This is a genomic window from Salmonella sp. SJTUF15570 (genome assembly GCF_043357055.1).
Classification (GTDB): Bacteria; Pseudomonadota; Gammaproteobacteria; order Enterobacterales; family Enterobacteriaceae; genus Salmonella; species Salmonella enterica.
Window position 1 is genome coordinate 196,285 of record NZ_JBEUKJ010000001.1, and the last position, 14,788, is coordinate 211,072.

A 14,788-nucleotide genomic window follows, 5' to 3' on the forward strand; every position below is an offset into this window, starting at 1 on the left:
CAGATGGCTTTACGCTTATTCGGTCTGACGGCCTGTCTCCTCAGCAGGCGGGCTTTTTTTGCCCGCTCGCTTACGCGGCGCGCTCTTTTTCTTGTCTCCACCGCCTGGCGCGACTATCCCTCTGAAGCGCTTCACCGGCGTGCGCTTAGCCTGCTCGATCAGCTGATATAACGTGCCGACCAGCGGTTGCATAAAATCCTGGTAACGGCACTGTTTTTCGCTGATTTGCGTCAAAACAGATTCCCAGTGAGCGGTCATATCTGGACGGGCCGCCATTTCCGGCAGCGAATGTATTAACGCTTTGCCAGCATCGGTAGAATGAATATAGCGCCCTTTTTTGGTCAGAAAGCTACGTTTGAACAGCAGCTCGATAATCCCGGCGCGCGTGGCTTCCGTCCCCAGCCCATCAGTCGCGCGCAGAATCTTTTTCAGATCTTTATCCTGCACGAAGCGGGCAATTCCGGTCATCGCGGAAAGCAATGTCGCATCGGTGAAATGACGCGGCGGCTGGGTTTGGCGCTCGACCACTTCCCCCTTTTCACACAGCAACTCATCACCTTTGGCGACAACCGGCAGCGGCGTACCGTCGTTTTCCTCGTCGCGCTCTTTACTGCCCAGTAACGTCCGCCAACCGGCCTCCGCCAGAAAACGCGCTTTGGCGACAAATTTCCCTTTGGCGATTTCCAGTTCAATAACGCATTTACGAAACACCGCGTCCGGGCAGAACTGCATCAGATACTGACGCGCAATCAGGGTGTACACTTTCGCTTCGTTTTCCGTCAGATGGACAGAAGAACTGCGCGCCGTCGGGATAATCGCGTGGTGCGCATCCACTTTTTTGTCATCCCAGCAGCGATTGCGCGTATCAGGATTAACCACAGACTGCGGCAGTAAATCCGGGGCGTGGACGCTAATCGCGTTCATGACCGCCTGCCGTCCGGCAAAGTGTTCTTCCGGCAGATAACGGCAGTCGGAACGCGGATAGGTAATCAGTTTGTGGGTTTCATATAGCTTCTGACAAATATCAAGCACGTTTTGCGCGCTCAGGCCAAAGCGTTTGGCGGCTTCAATCTGTAGCGTCGAGAGCGAAAACGGCAGCGGCGCGGATTCTGATTCCCGTTTATCATTATAACTGGTTACCAGCGCGGGCTGACCGTTGATTCGGTTCACTACATGCTCCGCCAGCGGACGATGCAGCAAGCGCCCTTCTTCATCCTGATAAGGTTCACACGCCTCGCTCGGCTGCCAGATAGCGGTAAAACGCTCGTCGGCAGGCGTAACGATGTGCGCCTTCACTTCAAAGAAGTCTTTGGCGACGAAGTTCTCAATCTCTTCGTCTCGCCGCACCACCAGCCCCAGTACCGGCGTCTGTACGCGTCCCACGGATAACACGCCCTGATAGCCAGCATTACGGCCCAGGATCGTGTAAGCGCGGGTCATATTAATGCCATACAGCCAGTCCGCTCGCGCTCGCGCCAGCGCGGAGACGCACAGCGGCACGAAGTCACTGTTCGCCCGCAGCCTGTCGATAGCACGCTCGACCGCCTGCGGATTAAGGTCGTTTATCAGACAACGCCGCACCTGCTGGCGCTTTTCGGCAGGAAGCTGGAGATAATCCAGCACTTCATCAACCAGAAGCTGTCCTTCGCGATCCGGGTCGCCAGCGTGAATAATTTCACCGGCTTGATGCAAAAAGCGCTTAATCACATTGAGTTGTTTGGTGACGGAAGGACGAGGCTGAAGCTGCCATTTTTCCGGCACGATAGGCAGGTCAGCCAGATTCCAGCGCGCATAACGGCTGTCATACGCATCCGGCTGCGCCTGTTCCAGCAAATGACCAATACACCAGGTGACGACCTGCCCGTTTCCGCACTCAATAAAACCATCGCCTTTACGGTGCGGTTTTGGCAGCACATCCGCAATGGCGCGCCCCAGACTCGGTTTTTCGGCAATAAACAACCGCATCAGGTTAACGAATCTCAACCATAGCGCGACCGCCGCGGGCCTCGACCAGTTCGCCAATCGCGGTCAGATCGATACCAAATTCCGCCGCGGTGGCTTTAACATCGTCTTCGGCGTCCGGCGTTACCGCCAACAACAGACCGCCTGACGTTTGCGGATCGCACAGCAGGCTACGAACTTCACGCGACATGTCGCCCATCAAATGACCATAGCTGGCGAAGTTGCGCTCTGTGCCGCCCGGTACGGCGCCCAGGGCAATATACTCTTCCACGCCCGGCAGTTTAGGGATGTCCTGATAGCAAAGCAGCGCCTGCACGCCTGCGCCCTGGCACATCTCGCTCAGGTGCCCCAGCAGGCCAAAACCGGTAACGTCAGTCATAGCTTTTACGCCATCGATATTGGCAAACGCCGCGCCAGCAACGTTCATCCGACACATGACTTCCGTCGCCAGCCCCTGATGTTCAGGCTTAAGCAGCGATTTTTTCTCGGCGGTGGTCAACACGCCAATCCCCAACGGTTTGGTCAGAAAGAGTTTGCATCCCGCCTGCGCGGTACTGTTTTTCTTCACCCGTTCGGTCGGCACTACGCCTGTGACCGCGAGACCAAAGATCGGCTCCGGGGCGTCAATAGAGTGTCCGCCCGCCAGCGCGATACCGGCCTGACGGCAGGCAAAGCGCCCCCCCTCGGTCACTTCACGCGCAATATCGGGCGACAGGGTATTAATCGGCCAGCCAAGGATCGCGATCGCCATAATCGGTTTGCCGCCCATCGCAAAAATATCGCTGATGGCGTTTGTTGCCGCAATGCGGCCAAAATCAAACGGGTTATCGACTATCGGCATAAAGAAGTCGGTGGTGCTGATAATACTGGTGCCATTACCCAGATCGTAAACCGCCGCATCATCGCGGGTTTCATTACCCACCAGCAGATTCGGGTCGACGAACTTCGCCTGCTCGCTATGCAGGATAGTCTCCAGCACTTTAGGGGAAATTTTACAACCGCAACCAGCGCCGTGGCTGTATTGCGTTAAACGAATGGCTTGCTCGCTCATGGACATCTCCTGTCATTGCATTCGCGCTATGGTAGCGCTCATTCCCTGATGTGGTAAGTATCACTGTCTGAATTACCGCGCCTTTGCTCAGAATCCAGACAGTTTTATCCCTCAGCGTCACAAATAACGCACAAACGGCGTGGGGTCGGGGGTACTGATCGTCGTTGACGCTTTGAGCTGCGGCGTGCCGAGATAGAGAAAACCAACAATTTTATCCTGCGGGCGGCACTCAAAGGCTTCCCGCACGATAGCGCTCTCCGTTAATGCGCCGCTACGCCAGATACCATTAAACCCTTGCGCAATCGCCGCCATTTGCATCGCCATCACCGCGCATCCGGCAGACATCTCCTGCTCCCACACTGGAACCTTATGGTTTTCTTCGCATTTCGCCACCACGGTAATGATCAGCGGTGCGCGAAACGGCGCATTACGCGCTTTTTCGATCGCTTTCTCATCGCCCCCGGCAGCGACAGCGCCTTGTTCAAGCACGGCGCTGAAGCGGTCGCGCCCCTCTCCTTCAATCACAAAAAAACGCCACGGCTGTAGAGATTTATGATCGGGAACACGCATTCCCGCCCGCAGAATGTTCTGTAATTGCTCTCCGACAGGCGCCGGTTCTGCGAGACGAGAGGCGCTACGACGGTTGACCAGCAGTTCTAGTGCATCCATTTGATTAACTCCAGCAATGATATTTATTCACAAAATTAACACGGGAGCGGATTTTGTTACAGCGCAGGCAGTGATTCCTGCTGACAACTGCCTGATGGGTCATTACGATAGCCACATCTTAATGCTTTATCCTCACCAAGGTATAAGCGTTGTTACTCAGATAGGGAGAATACATGCGAACCCTGTGGCGATTTATTGCCGGATTTTTTAAATGGACGTGGCGAGTGTTGAACCTCGTCCGTGAAATGGTACTCAACCTGTTCTTTATTTTTTTGGTTCTGGTGGGCGTTGGGATCTGGATGCAGATCGGTAACGGCAGCAACAGTGAGCAAACGGCGCGCGGCGCTTTGCTGCTGGATATTTCCGGCGTCATTGTGGATAAACCCTCCACCAATCACCGTCTGGGCGCGCTGGGACGCCAGTTATTTGGCGCCAGCTCCGACCGTCTGCAGGAAAACTCCCTGTTTGACATCGTCAACGCTATTCGTCAGGCGAAAGATGACCGTAACATCACGGGTATCGTTCTGGATCTGAAAAACTTCACCGGTGCCGATCAGCCGTCAATGCGCTATATCGGTAAAGCGCTGCGCGAATTCCGCGATAGCGGCAAACCGGTTTTCGCCGTGGGTGAAAACTACAGCCAGGGTCAGTATTACCTCGCCAGTTTCGCCAATAAAATTTGGCTTTCCCCACAGGGTCAGGTAGATCTTCACGGCTTCGCTACGAATGGCCTGTACTACAAAACGCTGCTGGATAAACTGAAAGTCTCTACCCACGTTTTCCGGGTCGGCACCTATAAATCCGCCGTCGAGCCGTTTATCCGCGACGATATGTCGCCCGCCGCCCGCGAGGCCGACAGCCGCTGGATAGGCGAACTGTGGCAGAACTACCTGCATACCGTTTCTGCCAATCGCCAGATTTCGCCGCAACAACTCTTCCCCGGCGCGCAGGCTATTATCGACGGGTTAACCAGCGTGGGCGGCGACACCGCCAAATATGCGCTCGACCATAAACTGGTGGACGCCCTCGCCTCCAGCGCAGATGTTGAAAAAGCGCTGACGAAGCAGTTTGGCTGGAGCAAAACCGAAAATAACTATCGCGCGATCAGCTATTACGATTATTCGCTGAAAACGCCTGCGGATACCGGCGGTACTATTGCGGTTATTTTCGCCAATGGCGCGATTATGGATGGCGAAGAAACGCCAGGGAATGTCGGCGGCGACACTACGGCATCGCAGATCCGCGACGCACGCCTTGATCCTAAAGTGAAAGCGATTGTGCTGCGCGTCAATAGCCCAGGCGGTAGCGTCAACGCCTCCGAAGTTATCCGCGCCGAACTGGCGGCAGCAAGAGCGGCTGGCAAACCGGTGGTGGTCTCAATGGGCGGCATGGCGGCCTCCGGCGGTTACTGGATCTCTACGCCGGCAAACTATATCGTGGCCAGCCCCAGCACGCTGACGGGTTCAATTGGCATCTTCGGCGTCATCAATACGGTGGAAAACAGCCTGTCGTCGATTGGCGTACACAGCGACGGCGTTTCCACCTCGCCGCTGGCGGATATTTCGATGACCAAAGCGCTGTCACCGGAAGTGCAGCAGATGATGCAACTCAGTATTGAGTACGGCTACAAACGCTTTATCACGCTGGTGGCAGACGCGCGTAAGCGTACGCCGGAGCAGATTGATAAAATCGCACAAGGCCATGTCTGGACCGGAGAAGACGCGAAAGCCAATGGTCTGGTGGACAGTCTCGGCGACTTTGACGACGCCGTCGCCAAAGCGGCGGAGCTGGCGAAACTGAAACAGTGGCATCTTGATTACTATCAGGACGAACCGACGGTCCTTGATATGGTCATGGACAGTATGACCGGATCAGTACGCGCCATGCTGCCGGAGGCCATTCAGGCGATGCTCCCGGCGCCGCTCGTTTCCGCCGCCAACACGGTGAAGGCCGAGGGGGATAAACTGGCGGCATTTAACGATCCGCAAAACCGTTATGCGTTCTGTTTGACTTGCGCGAACGTTCGCTAATGCTTCATCAATAGCCATATCGGATGGCGGCGTCTGCTCATAGCCGCCATCCGATAATCATTAATACGTCCTTCGCGACACGACTGAACATTATCATGCAAAAGAAATCAATTTACGTTGCCTATACCGGCGGTACTATCGGTATGCAGCGCTCAGATAAAGGGTATATCCCGGTGTCCGGGCACCTTCAGCGTCAGCTGGCGCTGATGCCGGAATTCCACCGCCCGGAGATGCCGGATTTTACCATCCATGAATATGCCCCGCTGATGGATTCATCAGATATGACGCCGGAAGACTGGCAGCATATCGCTGCAGATATCAAAGCGCACTACGATGAGTATGACGGTTTTGTTATTCTGCACGGCACCGACACGATGGCGTTTACCGCATCGGCGCTCTCTTTCATGCTGGAAAATCTGGGTAAACCGGTTATTGTGACAGGGTCACAAATTCCGCTGGCTGAGCTGCGCTCCGACGGGCAAATTAATTTGCTGAATGCGCTTTATGTCGCCGCCAACTATCCTATTAATGAAGTAACGCTGTTTTTTAATAATCGTCTGTTCCGCGGCAATCGCACGACCAAAGCCCATGCGGATGGTTTTGACGCTTTTGCCTCTCCTAATCTGCCGCCCTTGCTGGAAGCAGGAATTCACATTCGCCGTTTAAATACGCCTCCCGCGCCCTACGGTTCTGGTGAATTAATCGTTCACCCTATTACGCCGCAGCCGATAGGCGTAGTGACGATTTATCCGGGGATTTCCGCCGAGGTAGTACGTAACTTTCTGCGTCAGCCGGTAAAAGCGCTGATTCTGCGCTCTTATGGCGTAGGCAACGCGCCGCAAAATAAAGCGTTTTTACAGGAGCTGAAAGAGGCCAGTTCGCGCGGCATCGTGGTGGTTAACCTGACGCAATGCATGTCAGGGCGAGTCAATATGGGCGGGTACGCTACCGGTAATGCGCTGGCGCACGCTGGCGTGATTGGCGGTGCCGATATGACCGTCGAAGCTACCTTAACCAAACTGCATTATTTGTTAAGCCAGGGTCTGGACACTCAGGCGATTCGTAGCGCGATGGCGCAAAACTTGCGTGGTGAATTGACGCCGGATGATTAAAAAATCCCGACGACAAGGAGAAGATAATGACAAACCGGGCCTTATTACTGGTCGACTTGCAAAATGACTTTTGCGCCGGCGGCGCGCTGGCTGTAGCGGAAGGCGACAGCACCATCGACATCGCCAACGCTCTTATTGACTGGTGCCAGCCCCGGCAGATTCCGGTGCTGGCCAGCCAGGACTGGCATCCCGCGCAGCATGGCAGCTTCGCCAGCCAGCATCAGGCGGAACCCTATAGTCAGGGAAAGCTGGACGGGCTGCCGCAAACGCTCTGGCCGGATCACTGCGTTCAACATACCGACGGCGCGGCGTTACATCCCCTGCTTAACCAACATGCGATTGACGCCTGCATCTATAAGGGTGAAAACCCGCTGATTGATAGCTACAGCGCGTTTTTTGACAACGAACATCGGCAGAAAACTACCCTTGATACCTGGCTTCGCGAGCATGACGTTACCGAGCTTATCGTGATGGGGTTGGCGACCGATTACTGCGTAAAATTTACGGTGCTGGATGCGCTAGAGTTGGGCTATGCCGTTAACGTTATCACCGATGGCTGTCGCGGCGTGAATATTCACCCGCAGGATAGCGCACACGCGTTTATGGAGATGGCGTCGGCAGGCGCGACGCTGTATACGCTGGCAGACTGGGAAGAAACGCAGGGCCAGGCTGTCGCCAGGTAGCGGAGCAGGTATCGTATCCGGTCAATACATCACGCAACGGTGAGACCATTGCATAGATCTTTGGGCCGGATACGTCACGTCAGCGTCGCTACCAGGCAAAGCTCAACGCAGGCTGGAGAGCGCTTCTAACGAAACAGATTAAAAAGCGCGGGCTGGCTGGCGCAATGTTCTGGGAATAGGCCGCCGATGACAATAATCAGTTAGCGAAACAGTTGGCGGACTCGCTGTACATTAAGCGTTAATGGGTAAAAATATGGCGGGCCTGTGCCTGGCAGCAATGAGCAGGCCCGGTAAGCACAACGCATTGGCAATGAAACCGCCGGATGGCGGCTACCTCTTATCCGGCTGCCGTTACTGCATTTTCAATGTCGCAATCGGCTTTGACGTAATACCGAAATCCGCTTTGAGCTGCTCCTTGCTTTTCATCACCATCTGACCGTGAGTATCGATCGTCATATGTTGCGCTTCGGTATTGTGCCGCGCCTGCCATAGCATCACCAGTTGCAGGCTGTTTTCTTTCTGTTCCGGCGTCAACGCCACGCCATCCGGCCACTTACCCAGCTCAACGGCGGTGGATAAACGTTGATACACTTCCGGCGTCATGCTGTTAATGATCTCATCAAGATTCATGATGTGTCCGCTCCTGTGGAATAATTTGCTGAATCGTTTTTTCAGCCTTTCAGTTGATCGCCGTTTTTCTCGTCAGAAAAGGCCAGCGAGGCCGAGTTAACGCAATAGCGCTCACCGGTTGGCTGCGGCCCGTCCGGGAAAACGTGTCCGAGATGCGCATCGCAGTTACCGCAACGAATTTCGACACGCTGCATGCCATGAGAAAAATCGTCTATGTAACGAATCGCCTCTTCGCTGACGGGCTGGTAAAAGCTAGGCCAGCCGCAGCCTGAATCGTATTTGGTGTGGGAGTGAAAAAGCGGCGTATCACAGACCAGGCAGTGATAAACCCCATCGCGTTTATTATGTAGCAGGCGTCCGGTAAATGGCGGTTCTGTGCCACGATCCTGCGTCACATAGAATTGCATTTCGGACAATTTTTTCTTGAGTTCTTCTGCTGAAGGTTGGTTAGCCATTTGCTCACATCTCACTTTAAACGTGCTCACATTGCCTGACCGATTCTAACAAAACATTAACACCTCAGTACCAACTTTTGTTCTAAACTTGATCATTGCGAAATGGCGGCTCACGAATCGTGACTGATGTCACATTATTATCTCGGTTGCCCTTTAAAATTCGGGGCGGCGCCCCCATGTGGTTTCAAGCCGAAAGGAAGAGTGAGGCAAATCAGCCGCGCAAAGGTTGTGCAGAGGATTGATTTGTCGCAATGATTGACACGATTCCGCTTGACGCTGCGTAAGGTTTTTGTAATTTTACAGGCAACCTTTTATTCACTAACAAATAGCTGGTGGAATATATGACTATCAAAGTAGGTATCAACGGTTTTGGCCGTATCGGTCGCATTGTTTTCCGTGCTGCTCAGAAACGTTCTGACATCGAGATCGTTGCAATCAACGACCTGTTAGACGCAGAGTACATGGCATACATGCTGAAATATGACTCCACTCACGGCCGTTTCGACGGTACTGTTGAAGTGAAAGACGGTCATCTGATCGTTAACGGTAAAAAAATCCGTGTTACCGCTGAACGCGATCCGGCTAACCTGAAATGGGACGAAGTTGGTGTTGACGTAGTGGCTGAAGCTACCGGTATCTTCCTGACTGACGAAACCGCGCGTAAACACATCACCGCTGGCGCGAAAAAAGTGGTTCTGACGGGTCCGTCTAAAGACAACACCCCAATGTTTGTTAAAGGCGCTAACTTTGACAAATACGAAGGCCAGGACATCGTTTCCAACGCTTCCTGCACCACCAACTGCCTGGCGCCGCTGGCTAAAGTTATCAACGACAACTTCGGCATCATCGAAGGTCTGATGACCACTGTTCACGCGACTACCGCAACCCAGAAAACCGTTGACGGCCCGTCTCACAAAGACTGGCGCGGCGGCCGCGGCGCATCTCAGAACATCATCCCGTCCTCTACTGGCGCTGCTAAAGCGGTAGGTAAAGTACTGCCGGAACTGAATGGCAAACTGACTGGTATGGCGTTCCGCGTTCCTACTCCGAACGTATCCGTTGTTGACCTGACCGTTCGTCTGGAAAAAGCGGCTACCTACGAGCAGATCAAAGCTGCTGTTAAAGCTGCTGCCGAAGGCGAAATGAAAGGCGTTCTGGGTTACACCGAAGACGACGTTGTATCTACCGATTTCAACGGCGAAGTATGCACTTCCGTGTTCGATGCTAAAGCAGGCATCGCGCTGAACGACAACTTCGTGAAACTGGTCTCCTGGTACGATAACGAAACCGGTTACTCCAACAAAGTACTGGACCTGATTGCTCACATCTCCAAATAAGTTGAGATGACACAGTCATTGGTAAGAGCGACTCAGGTCGCTCTTTTTTTTGCTTAAAGATATACCCGTCATACTTCAAGTTGCAGGTGTGTTGGCTATGCTTTCTCACCCGAATCACTGACGGAAGTCGAACTTATCGGGATGAATCAGGGATGTCCATGTCCCTGGCCGGAGATGACCTACGGTTGTTCAAGTTCGTTCCCGATGAATTTGTCGTTCACTTGCCGCGTTACTCGGCCTGCGGCCTCGCCTCTACGGGCCAGCGCAAGCACTGGTCAAGGCACAAGCGCCTTGTCATGCAACTCGAATTATTTAGGGTTAAGAGGATTGCGTAATGATTAATAAAATTTTTGCCCTCCCGGTTATCGAACAGCTTACCCCTGTCCTTTCCCGTCGTCAGCTTGATGACCTGGATCTGATCGTCGTTGACCATCCGCAGGTTAAAGCCTCTTTTGCATTACAGGGCGCGCACCTTCTCTCCTGGAAACCCGTTGGCGAGGAAGAGGTATTGTGGCTCAGTAATAATACGCCTTTCAAAACCGGCGTGGCGCTACGCGGCGGCGTACCGATCTGCTGGCCCTGGTTTGGACCTGCGGCTCAACAGGGTCTGCCGTCACACGGCTTTGCGCGTAATCTTCCGTGGGCGCTAAAAGCGCATAATGAAGATGATAATGGCGTAATGCTGACATTTGAGCTGCAAAGCAGTGAGGCCACCCGGAAATACTGGCCGCACGATTTCACGCTGCTGGCACGTTTTAAAGTGGGTAAAACCTGTGAAATTGAACTGGAAGCGCATGGCGAATTTGCAACCACATCCGCGCTCCACAGCTATTTTAACGTTGGCGACATCGCCAACGTTAAGGTCAGCGGACTCGGCGATCGGTTTATTGATAAAGTTAACGACGCTAAAGAAGGTGTCCTGGCCGACGGTATACAAACCTTTCCGGACCGTACCGATCGCGTTTACCTCAATCCTGAAGCATGTAGCGTGATCCACGATGCGACATTAAACCGCACGATTGATGTGGTCCACCACCATCACCTTAACGTCGTAGGCTGGAACCCTGGCCCGGCGTTGTCCGTCAGCATGGGCGACATGCCGGATGACGGCTATAAAACGTTTGTCTGCGTTGAAACGGTTTACGCTACTGCGCCGCAACAAGCCACAGAAGAAAAACCCTCTCGTCTGGCGCAGACTATCTGCGTCGCTAAACGCTAAAAGTGAATGGATAACGGCGTTGCTATAGGATCTGAAAGGCGTCAGCCGCCATCAGGCATGACCTGCCGGATGGCGGCGCTTACACATTTTATCCGGCGTCACACCATATCCAACGAGGTTTTCCCTTTTGGCGCAGGCCAGGCGTTGTCCAGTAAGGCAAGTTCGTTTGCTGACAAGGCGATCTCAAGCGCCGCCGCATTTTGCTTCACGTGTTCTGTACTTCCGGCTTTCGGGATCGCCATCACGCCCGGATGCGCAATCACCCACGTCAGTAAGATTTGCGCCGCCGTAGCGTTATGCGCTTGCGCAATTTCACTCACCACCGGATGATTCAGTAAACCGCTACGTAACCGGCCAGCCTGCGCCAGCGGGCTATAGGCCATCACTGGCATTCGCTGTTGTTGACACCACGGCAATAAATCATACTCAATACCGCGTGACGCCAGATGATAGAGCACCTGATTTGTCGCGCATTGCTGTCCCCCAGGGATGCGCCACAGCGCCTGCATATCGTCATAATCAAGATTAGAGACTCCCCAACGGCGAATTTTTCCCTGCGCGATTAGCCGCTCCATACCTTCAACGGTCTCTTCGAATGAAAAGCTTCCGGCCCAGTGCAATAGATAGAGATCGAGATAATCTGTTTTCAGACGACGCAGGCTTTCCTCACAGGCGGCAACTATCTTCTGGCCGCCAGCGTTCCACGGGTACACTTTTGACACCAGAAATGCCTCATCGCGTCGCCCTGCTAACGCCTCGCCCACGACCTTTTCCGCCCCGCCGTCGGCATACATTTCCGCCGTATCAATAAGGCGTAACCCCAAATCCAGCCCCGCGCGCAGCGCCGAAACCTCGCGCTGACGTTGATCCGCGCGCTCGCCCATATACCATGTTCCCTGTCCGATGGCAGGAAGCGTCACCTGCCCGCAAAACGTTACGTTTTTCACTGATTTCATTTCCTTTTCAATGTCACTCGACGGTAAAACAATACAGGACTCTTAGACCCTACGGTAATGTCCGGCATCATACCGCGCAAGGGGGGCGATTTTCTTGTCACTGACGAACGTCATCTGCAATCATGTCGACGATGCGGGTAATATGCGCGGCGGGTCGCTGATTCAGTAATAATTGACGCATCACATTCATATAGGGCGTCACATGTTGAAAGAACTCCAGATATCCTTTACAGAGATAATTTTGCCGTTCGCCGCCGTCCATACAAATTCGATGTTTCGGACAACCGCCGTGACAGGCAAAGCGCCACGTACAGTTCTGGCAGCGTGAAGAAAGGTTTGCTTTAGCCGCGCCAAACTGCTGCTGAAAAGGAGAGGCCGCCATTTCTTCTAAAGAGTGTTGCTGCAGATTGCCCAGTTTATAGGCGGGAAAAACAAAATGGTCACAGCTAAACACGTCGCCATTCTGCTCCACCAGCAAACTTTGCCCGCAGGTCGACTGCATCGTACAAAGCGTGGCGGGCTCCCCCATCCAGACGCCAAGTAAGTTGTCAAAAAGCTGTACGAATATGCGTCCGACATCGTGACGTATCCATTGATCAAAAACATCGCACATAAAGGCGCCCCACCCTTCAGGCGTAACGGAAAAGGGCATCAGCGAAGGCGAATCCTCATTGTCAGATAACGTCAAAGAACGCTGCGCTTTTTGTGCGAGCGGCTCAACAATGGGAATAAATTGCAGATGTTTACTTTCCAGTTCCTGCGTCAAAAAATGATAAATAGCGTTGCCATGACGGCATGACGCATCATTCACGACAGTGAGCGTGTTGAACTCGACATCATTTGCCTGCAGAAGGCGGATAGCATTAACGACCCGGGAAAAAGACGCCCGCCCTGACGGCGTTTTCCGGTAATTATCATGAACGACTTGCGGCCCATCAATCGATATACCAATCAGGAACTGGTGCTGCGCAAAGAAAGCCGCCCACTCTTCATTGATTAATACGCCATTGGTTTGCAGACTGTTGTAGATAGTTTTGCCGTTGGCATAGCGTTGCTGCAAGCGCACCACTTTTTGGTAAAAAGAAAGACCGCATAGCGTCGGCTCTCCCCCCTGCCAGCAAAACGAGACCTCTGATGATGGCGTATCATCAATTACCCGGCGGATATACATCTCCAGCACATCGTCAGACATGACGCGCTGGCCCCGGGGTTTATCAAGATAGAAACAGTACTTGCAGGATAAGTTACACAGACTGCCGCTGGGCTTGGCTACGGTATTGAATACTATGCTCATTCGTCTTACTCGCTGTGAAGAATGGGTATAGCATAAGCGGGACGTGACAGGGCGATATCAGCCAGCATTGCAACAATTATTACGCTAATTGTTAGCGCAGTTGTAATCACCTGGGTTTTTCATATAAAAGGCTAGTTTTTTAAATTGATGTAACAAAGTATAAATCACGTAAGGCTGCGCCATACCCGGTCAACAGCGCATTTATGCAAGCCGCCATGTTCGCGTTTCAGACAGCACAAAGCCCGCATAACGCAGGCTTTGTCATGGTTTTTCCGGCAAATTCAATCAATCAGAATCTATAGGTCACGCCAGTAGAAAGGATACCGGTCCAGGATTTATCCACCATCGGGCTGTCGGTAATTTCATCCGACAGGCGGGTGTAGCGCGCAGTACCATATACGCTCCAGTTACCGGCGAAATTATAGTTAGCGCTAAGTTCAAGATACGGGTTCCAGCTATCGTTCGGGTTATAGCCGCGCAGGCCGCTACGCGAAGATTCTTTACGTGATACGCCGTAATAGTAATCGTTCTGGTTCTCGCTATTCCATTCAACCCCGATACCAGGCGTTAAGGTCAGCCCGCCATTGGTATACCGATACAGCCAGGCCAGATCCCAGACAATACCGTTACTGTTATCCAACGTATCCCCTGCCAGTGAGGTACGCAGGAATCCATACTGGGTGTGATGCGCGTAAGAAACGCCCGCCATCATAGTACTTTTACGCCTGTCCAGACGACGCAACTGATGGTCATCGCTGTCGCCCGGTTTGAAGTACATCGGGGACCAGTATGCCATGATTGACAACTTATCGGCATTGTCATTCCACAAGTAGTACCCGCCGCCCAGACCACGGAACCAGAAGTTTTCGCTTTCATAAGCGATGACCGGTATCGGATAAACATCGCTATCGTAATCTTTATAAGGGTGTTCAACCACACCAACGCCTGCGCCCAACGTCAGGTTGCTTTCAGCGTGCGCGACGCTGGCGGATGTTGCAATAAACACGCCAAGAGCCAGAAGTTTAAGTTTGGTCACAATCCATAATTCCTTATTCAAATGTTCTGCGGCAAAAGTGTAACCGCCAATACCTGTAAGCCCAACTATTTTACACAATGTAACCGTTTAATATCACCACCACCGATTATTTTCAGATGATCGGCTGATGATCGTTATGTGACCGGGAACGCTTTTTCTGATATCCACCAGCCTTTTCTACCTGATGAGTTATTGATATGTCATCGAAATCCACTGACGCGTACAGGCAAGTTTTGCAAATGCCATCTACGCTTAATGTTAAGAAGGTGTATCACCGGACACGTTGATCTTCTGACCAATAAAATGGCATGAGAGTTGCTTTTTTTTCCTTAGCAGAGACGGCGTTCAGTCTAC

13 protein-coding genes are annotated in these 14,788 nt (G+C 52.9%); 5 read left to right on the top strand and 8 right to left on the bottom strand.

Annotation, left to right across the window (positions count from 1 at the left end; all coding sequences use genetic code 11):
• Nucleotides 1-15 precede the first annotated feature (15 nt).
• The 3 genes from topB to ABVN44_RS01025 all read right to left on the bottom strand — a co-directional run bounded on the left by topB (nt 16) and on the right by ABVN44_RS01025 (nt 3,682).
• Nucleotides 16-1,965: a DNA topoisomerase III gene (gene topB, locus ABVN44_RS01015; protein WP_001235874.1), complete on the bottom strand. Its 1,950-nt coding sequence runs from the start codon at nt 1,963-1,965 to the stop codon at nt 16-18.
• 4 nt (nt 1,966-1,969) lie between these two features.
• Nucleotides 1,970-3,013 (bottom strand): selenide, water dikinase SelD, encoded by a 1,044-nt coding sequence (gene selD, locus ABVN44_RS01020; protein ID WP_001294900.1) that lies wholly within the window; start codon nt 3,011-3,013, stop codon nt 1,970-1,972.
• A 117-nt stretch (nt 3,014-3,130) separates the two neighbouring features.
• A complete protein-coding gene (locus tag ABVN44_RS01025) occupies nt 3,131-3,682 on the bottom strand; it encodes an NAD(P)H nitroreductase (protein ID WP_023231453.1) in 552 nt (183 codons plus the stop codon).
• A 173-nt stretch (nt 3,683-3,855) separates the two neighbouring features.
• Here ABVN44_RS01025 and sppA point away from each other — a divergent pair, with 173 nt between their 5' ends.
• From sppA to pncA, 3 genes are all read left to right on the top strand, one after another.
• A complete protein-coding gene (gene sppA, locus ABVN44_RS01030) occupies nt 3,856-5,712 on the top strand; it encodes a signal peptide peptidase SppA (protein ID WP_001259884.1) in 1,857 nt (618 codons plus the stop codon).
• A 95-nt stretch (nt 5,713-5,807) separates the two neighbouring features.
• Nucleotides 5,808-6,824 carry an asparaginase gene (ansA, locus tag ABVN44_RS01035; protein ID WP_001170134.1) on the top strand — a complete coding sequence of 339 codons (1,017 nt, stop codon included), beginning with the start codon at nt 5,808-5,810 and terminating at the stop codon, nt 6,822-6,824.
• Nucleotides 6,825-6,850: 26 nt separating this feature from the next.
• On the top strand, nt 6,851-7,507 hold the full coding sequence (gene pncA / locus ABVN44_RS01040) for a bifunctional nicotinamidase/pyrazinamidase (RefSeq protein ID WP_000184708.1): 657 nt from the start codon (nt 6,851-6,853) through the stop codon (nt 7,505-7,507).
• Between the two features lie 351 nt (nt 7,508-7,858).
• Here the strand turns inward: pncA and ABVN44_RS01045 are convergent, their stop codons facing one another.
• Both ABVN44_RS01045 and msrB read right to left on the bottom strand, forming a co-directional pair.
• Nucleotides 7,859-8,137, bottom strand: a complete 279-nt coding sequence (locus tag ABVN44_RS01045) for a YeaC family protein (protein ID WP_023232111.1) — start codon at nt 8,135-8,137, stop codon at nt 7,859-7,861.
• Between the two features lie 41 nt (nt 8,138-8,178).
• Nucleotides 8,179-8,592 carry a peptide-methionine (R)-S-oxide reductase MsrB gene (gene msrB, locus ABVN44_RS01050; RefSeq protein WP_001519539.1) on the bottom strand — a complete coding sequence of 138 codons (414 nt, stop codon included), beginning with the start codon at nt 8,590-8,592 and terminating at the stop codon, nt 8,179-8,181.
• Between the two features lie 341 nt (nt 8,593-8,933).
• Here msrB and gapA point away from each other — a divergent pair, with 341 nt between their 5' ends.
• Both gapA and ABVN44_RS01060 read left to right on the top strand, forming a co-directional pair.
• Complete coding sequence (gapA, locus tag ABVN44_RS01055) at nt 8,934-9,929, top strand: glyceraldehyde-3-phosphate dehydrogenase (RefSeq protein WP_000153505.1); 996 nt, start codon at nt 8,934-8,936, stop codon at nt 9,927-9,929.
• 334 nt (nt 9,930-10,263) lie between these two features.
• The gene (locus ABVN44_RS01060; protein ID WP_000608659.1) at nt 10,264-11,148 is read left to right on the top strand and encodes a D-hexose-6-phosphate mutarotase; all 885 of its coding nucleotides are present in this window, start codon (nt 10,264-10,266) and stop codon (nt 11,146-11,148) included.
• 98 nt (nt 11,149-11,246) lie between these two features.
• Here ABVN44_RS01060 and ABVN44_RS01065 read toward each other — a convergent pair whose 3' ends face one another.
• The 3 genes from ABVN44_RS01065 to ABVN44_RS01075 all read right to left on the bottom strand — a co-directional run bounded on the left by ABVN44_RS01065 (nt 11,247) and on the right by ABVN44_RS01075 (nt 14,434).
• A complete protein-coding gene (locus tag ABVN44_RS01065) occupies nt 11,247-12,104 on the bottom strand; it encodes an aldo/keto reductase (RefSeq protein ID WP_023231334.1) in 858 nt (285 codons plus the stop codon).
• 97 nt (nt 12,105-12,201) lie between these two features.
• The gene (locus tag ABVN44_RS01070) at nt 12,202-13,398 is read right to left on the bottom strand and encodes an anaerobic sulfatase maturase (RefSeq protein WP_000029234.1); all 1,197 of its coding nucleotides are present in this window, start codon (nt 13,396-13,398) and stop codon (nt 12,202-12,204) included.
• Between the two features lie 289 nt (nt 13,399-13,687).
• Nucleotides 13,688-14,434, bottom strand: a complete 747-nt coding sequence (locus ABVN44_RS01075) for a MipA/OmpV family protein (RefSeq protein ID WP_000163762.1) — start codon at nt 14,432-14,434, stop codon at nt 13,688-13,690.
• Nucleotides 14,435-14,788 lie beyond the last annotated feature (354 nt).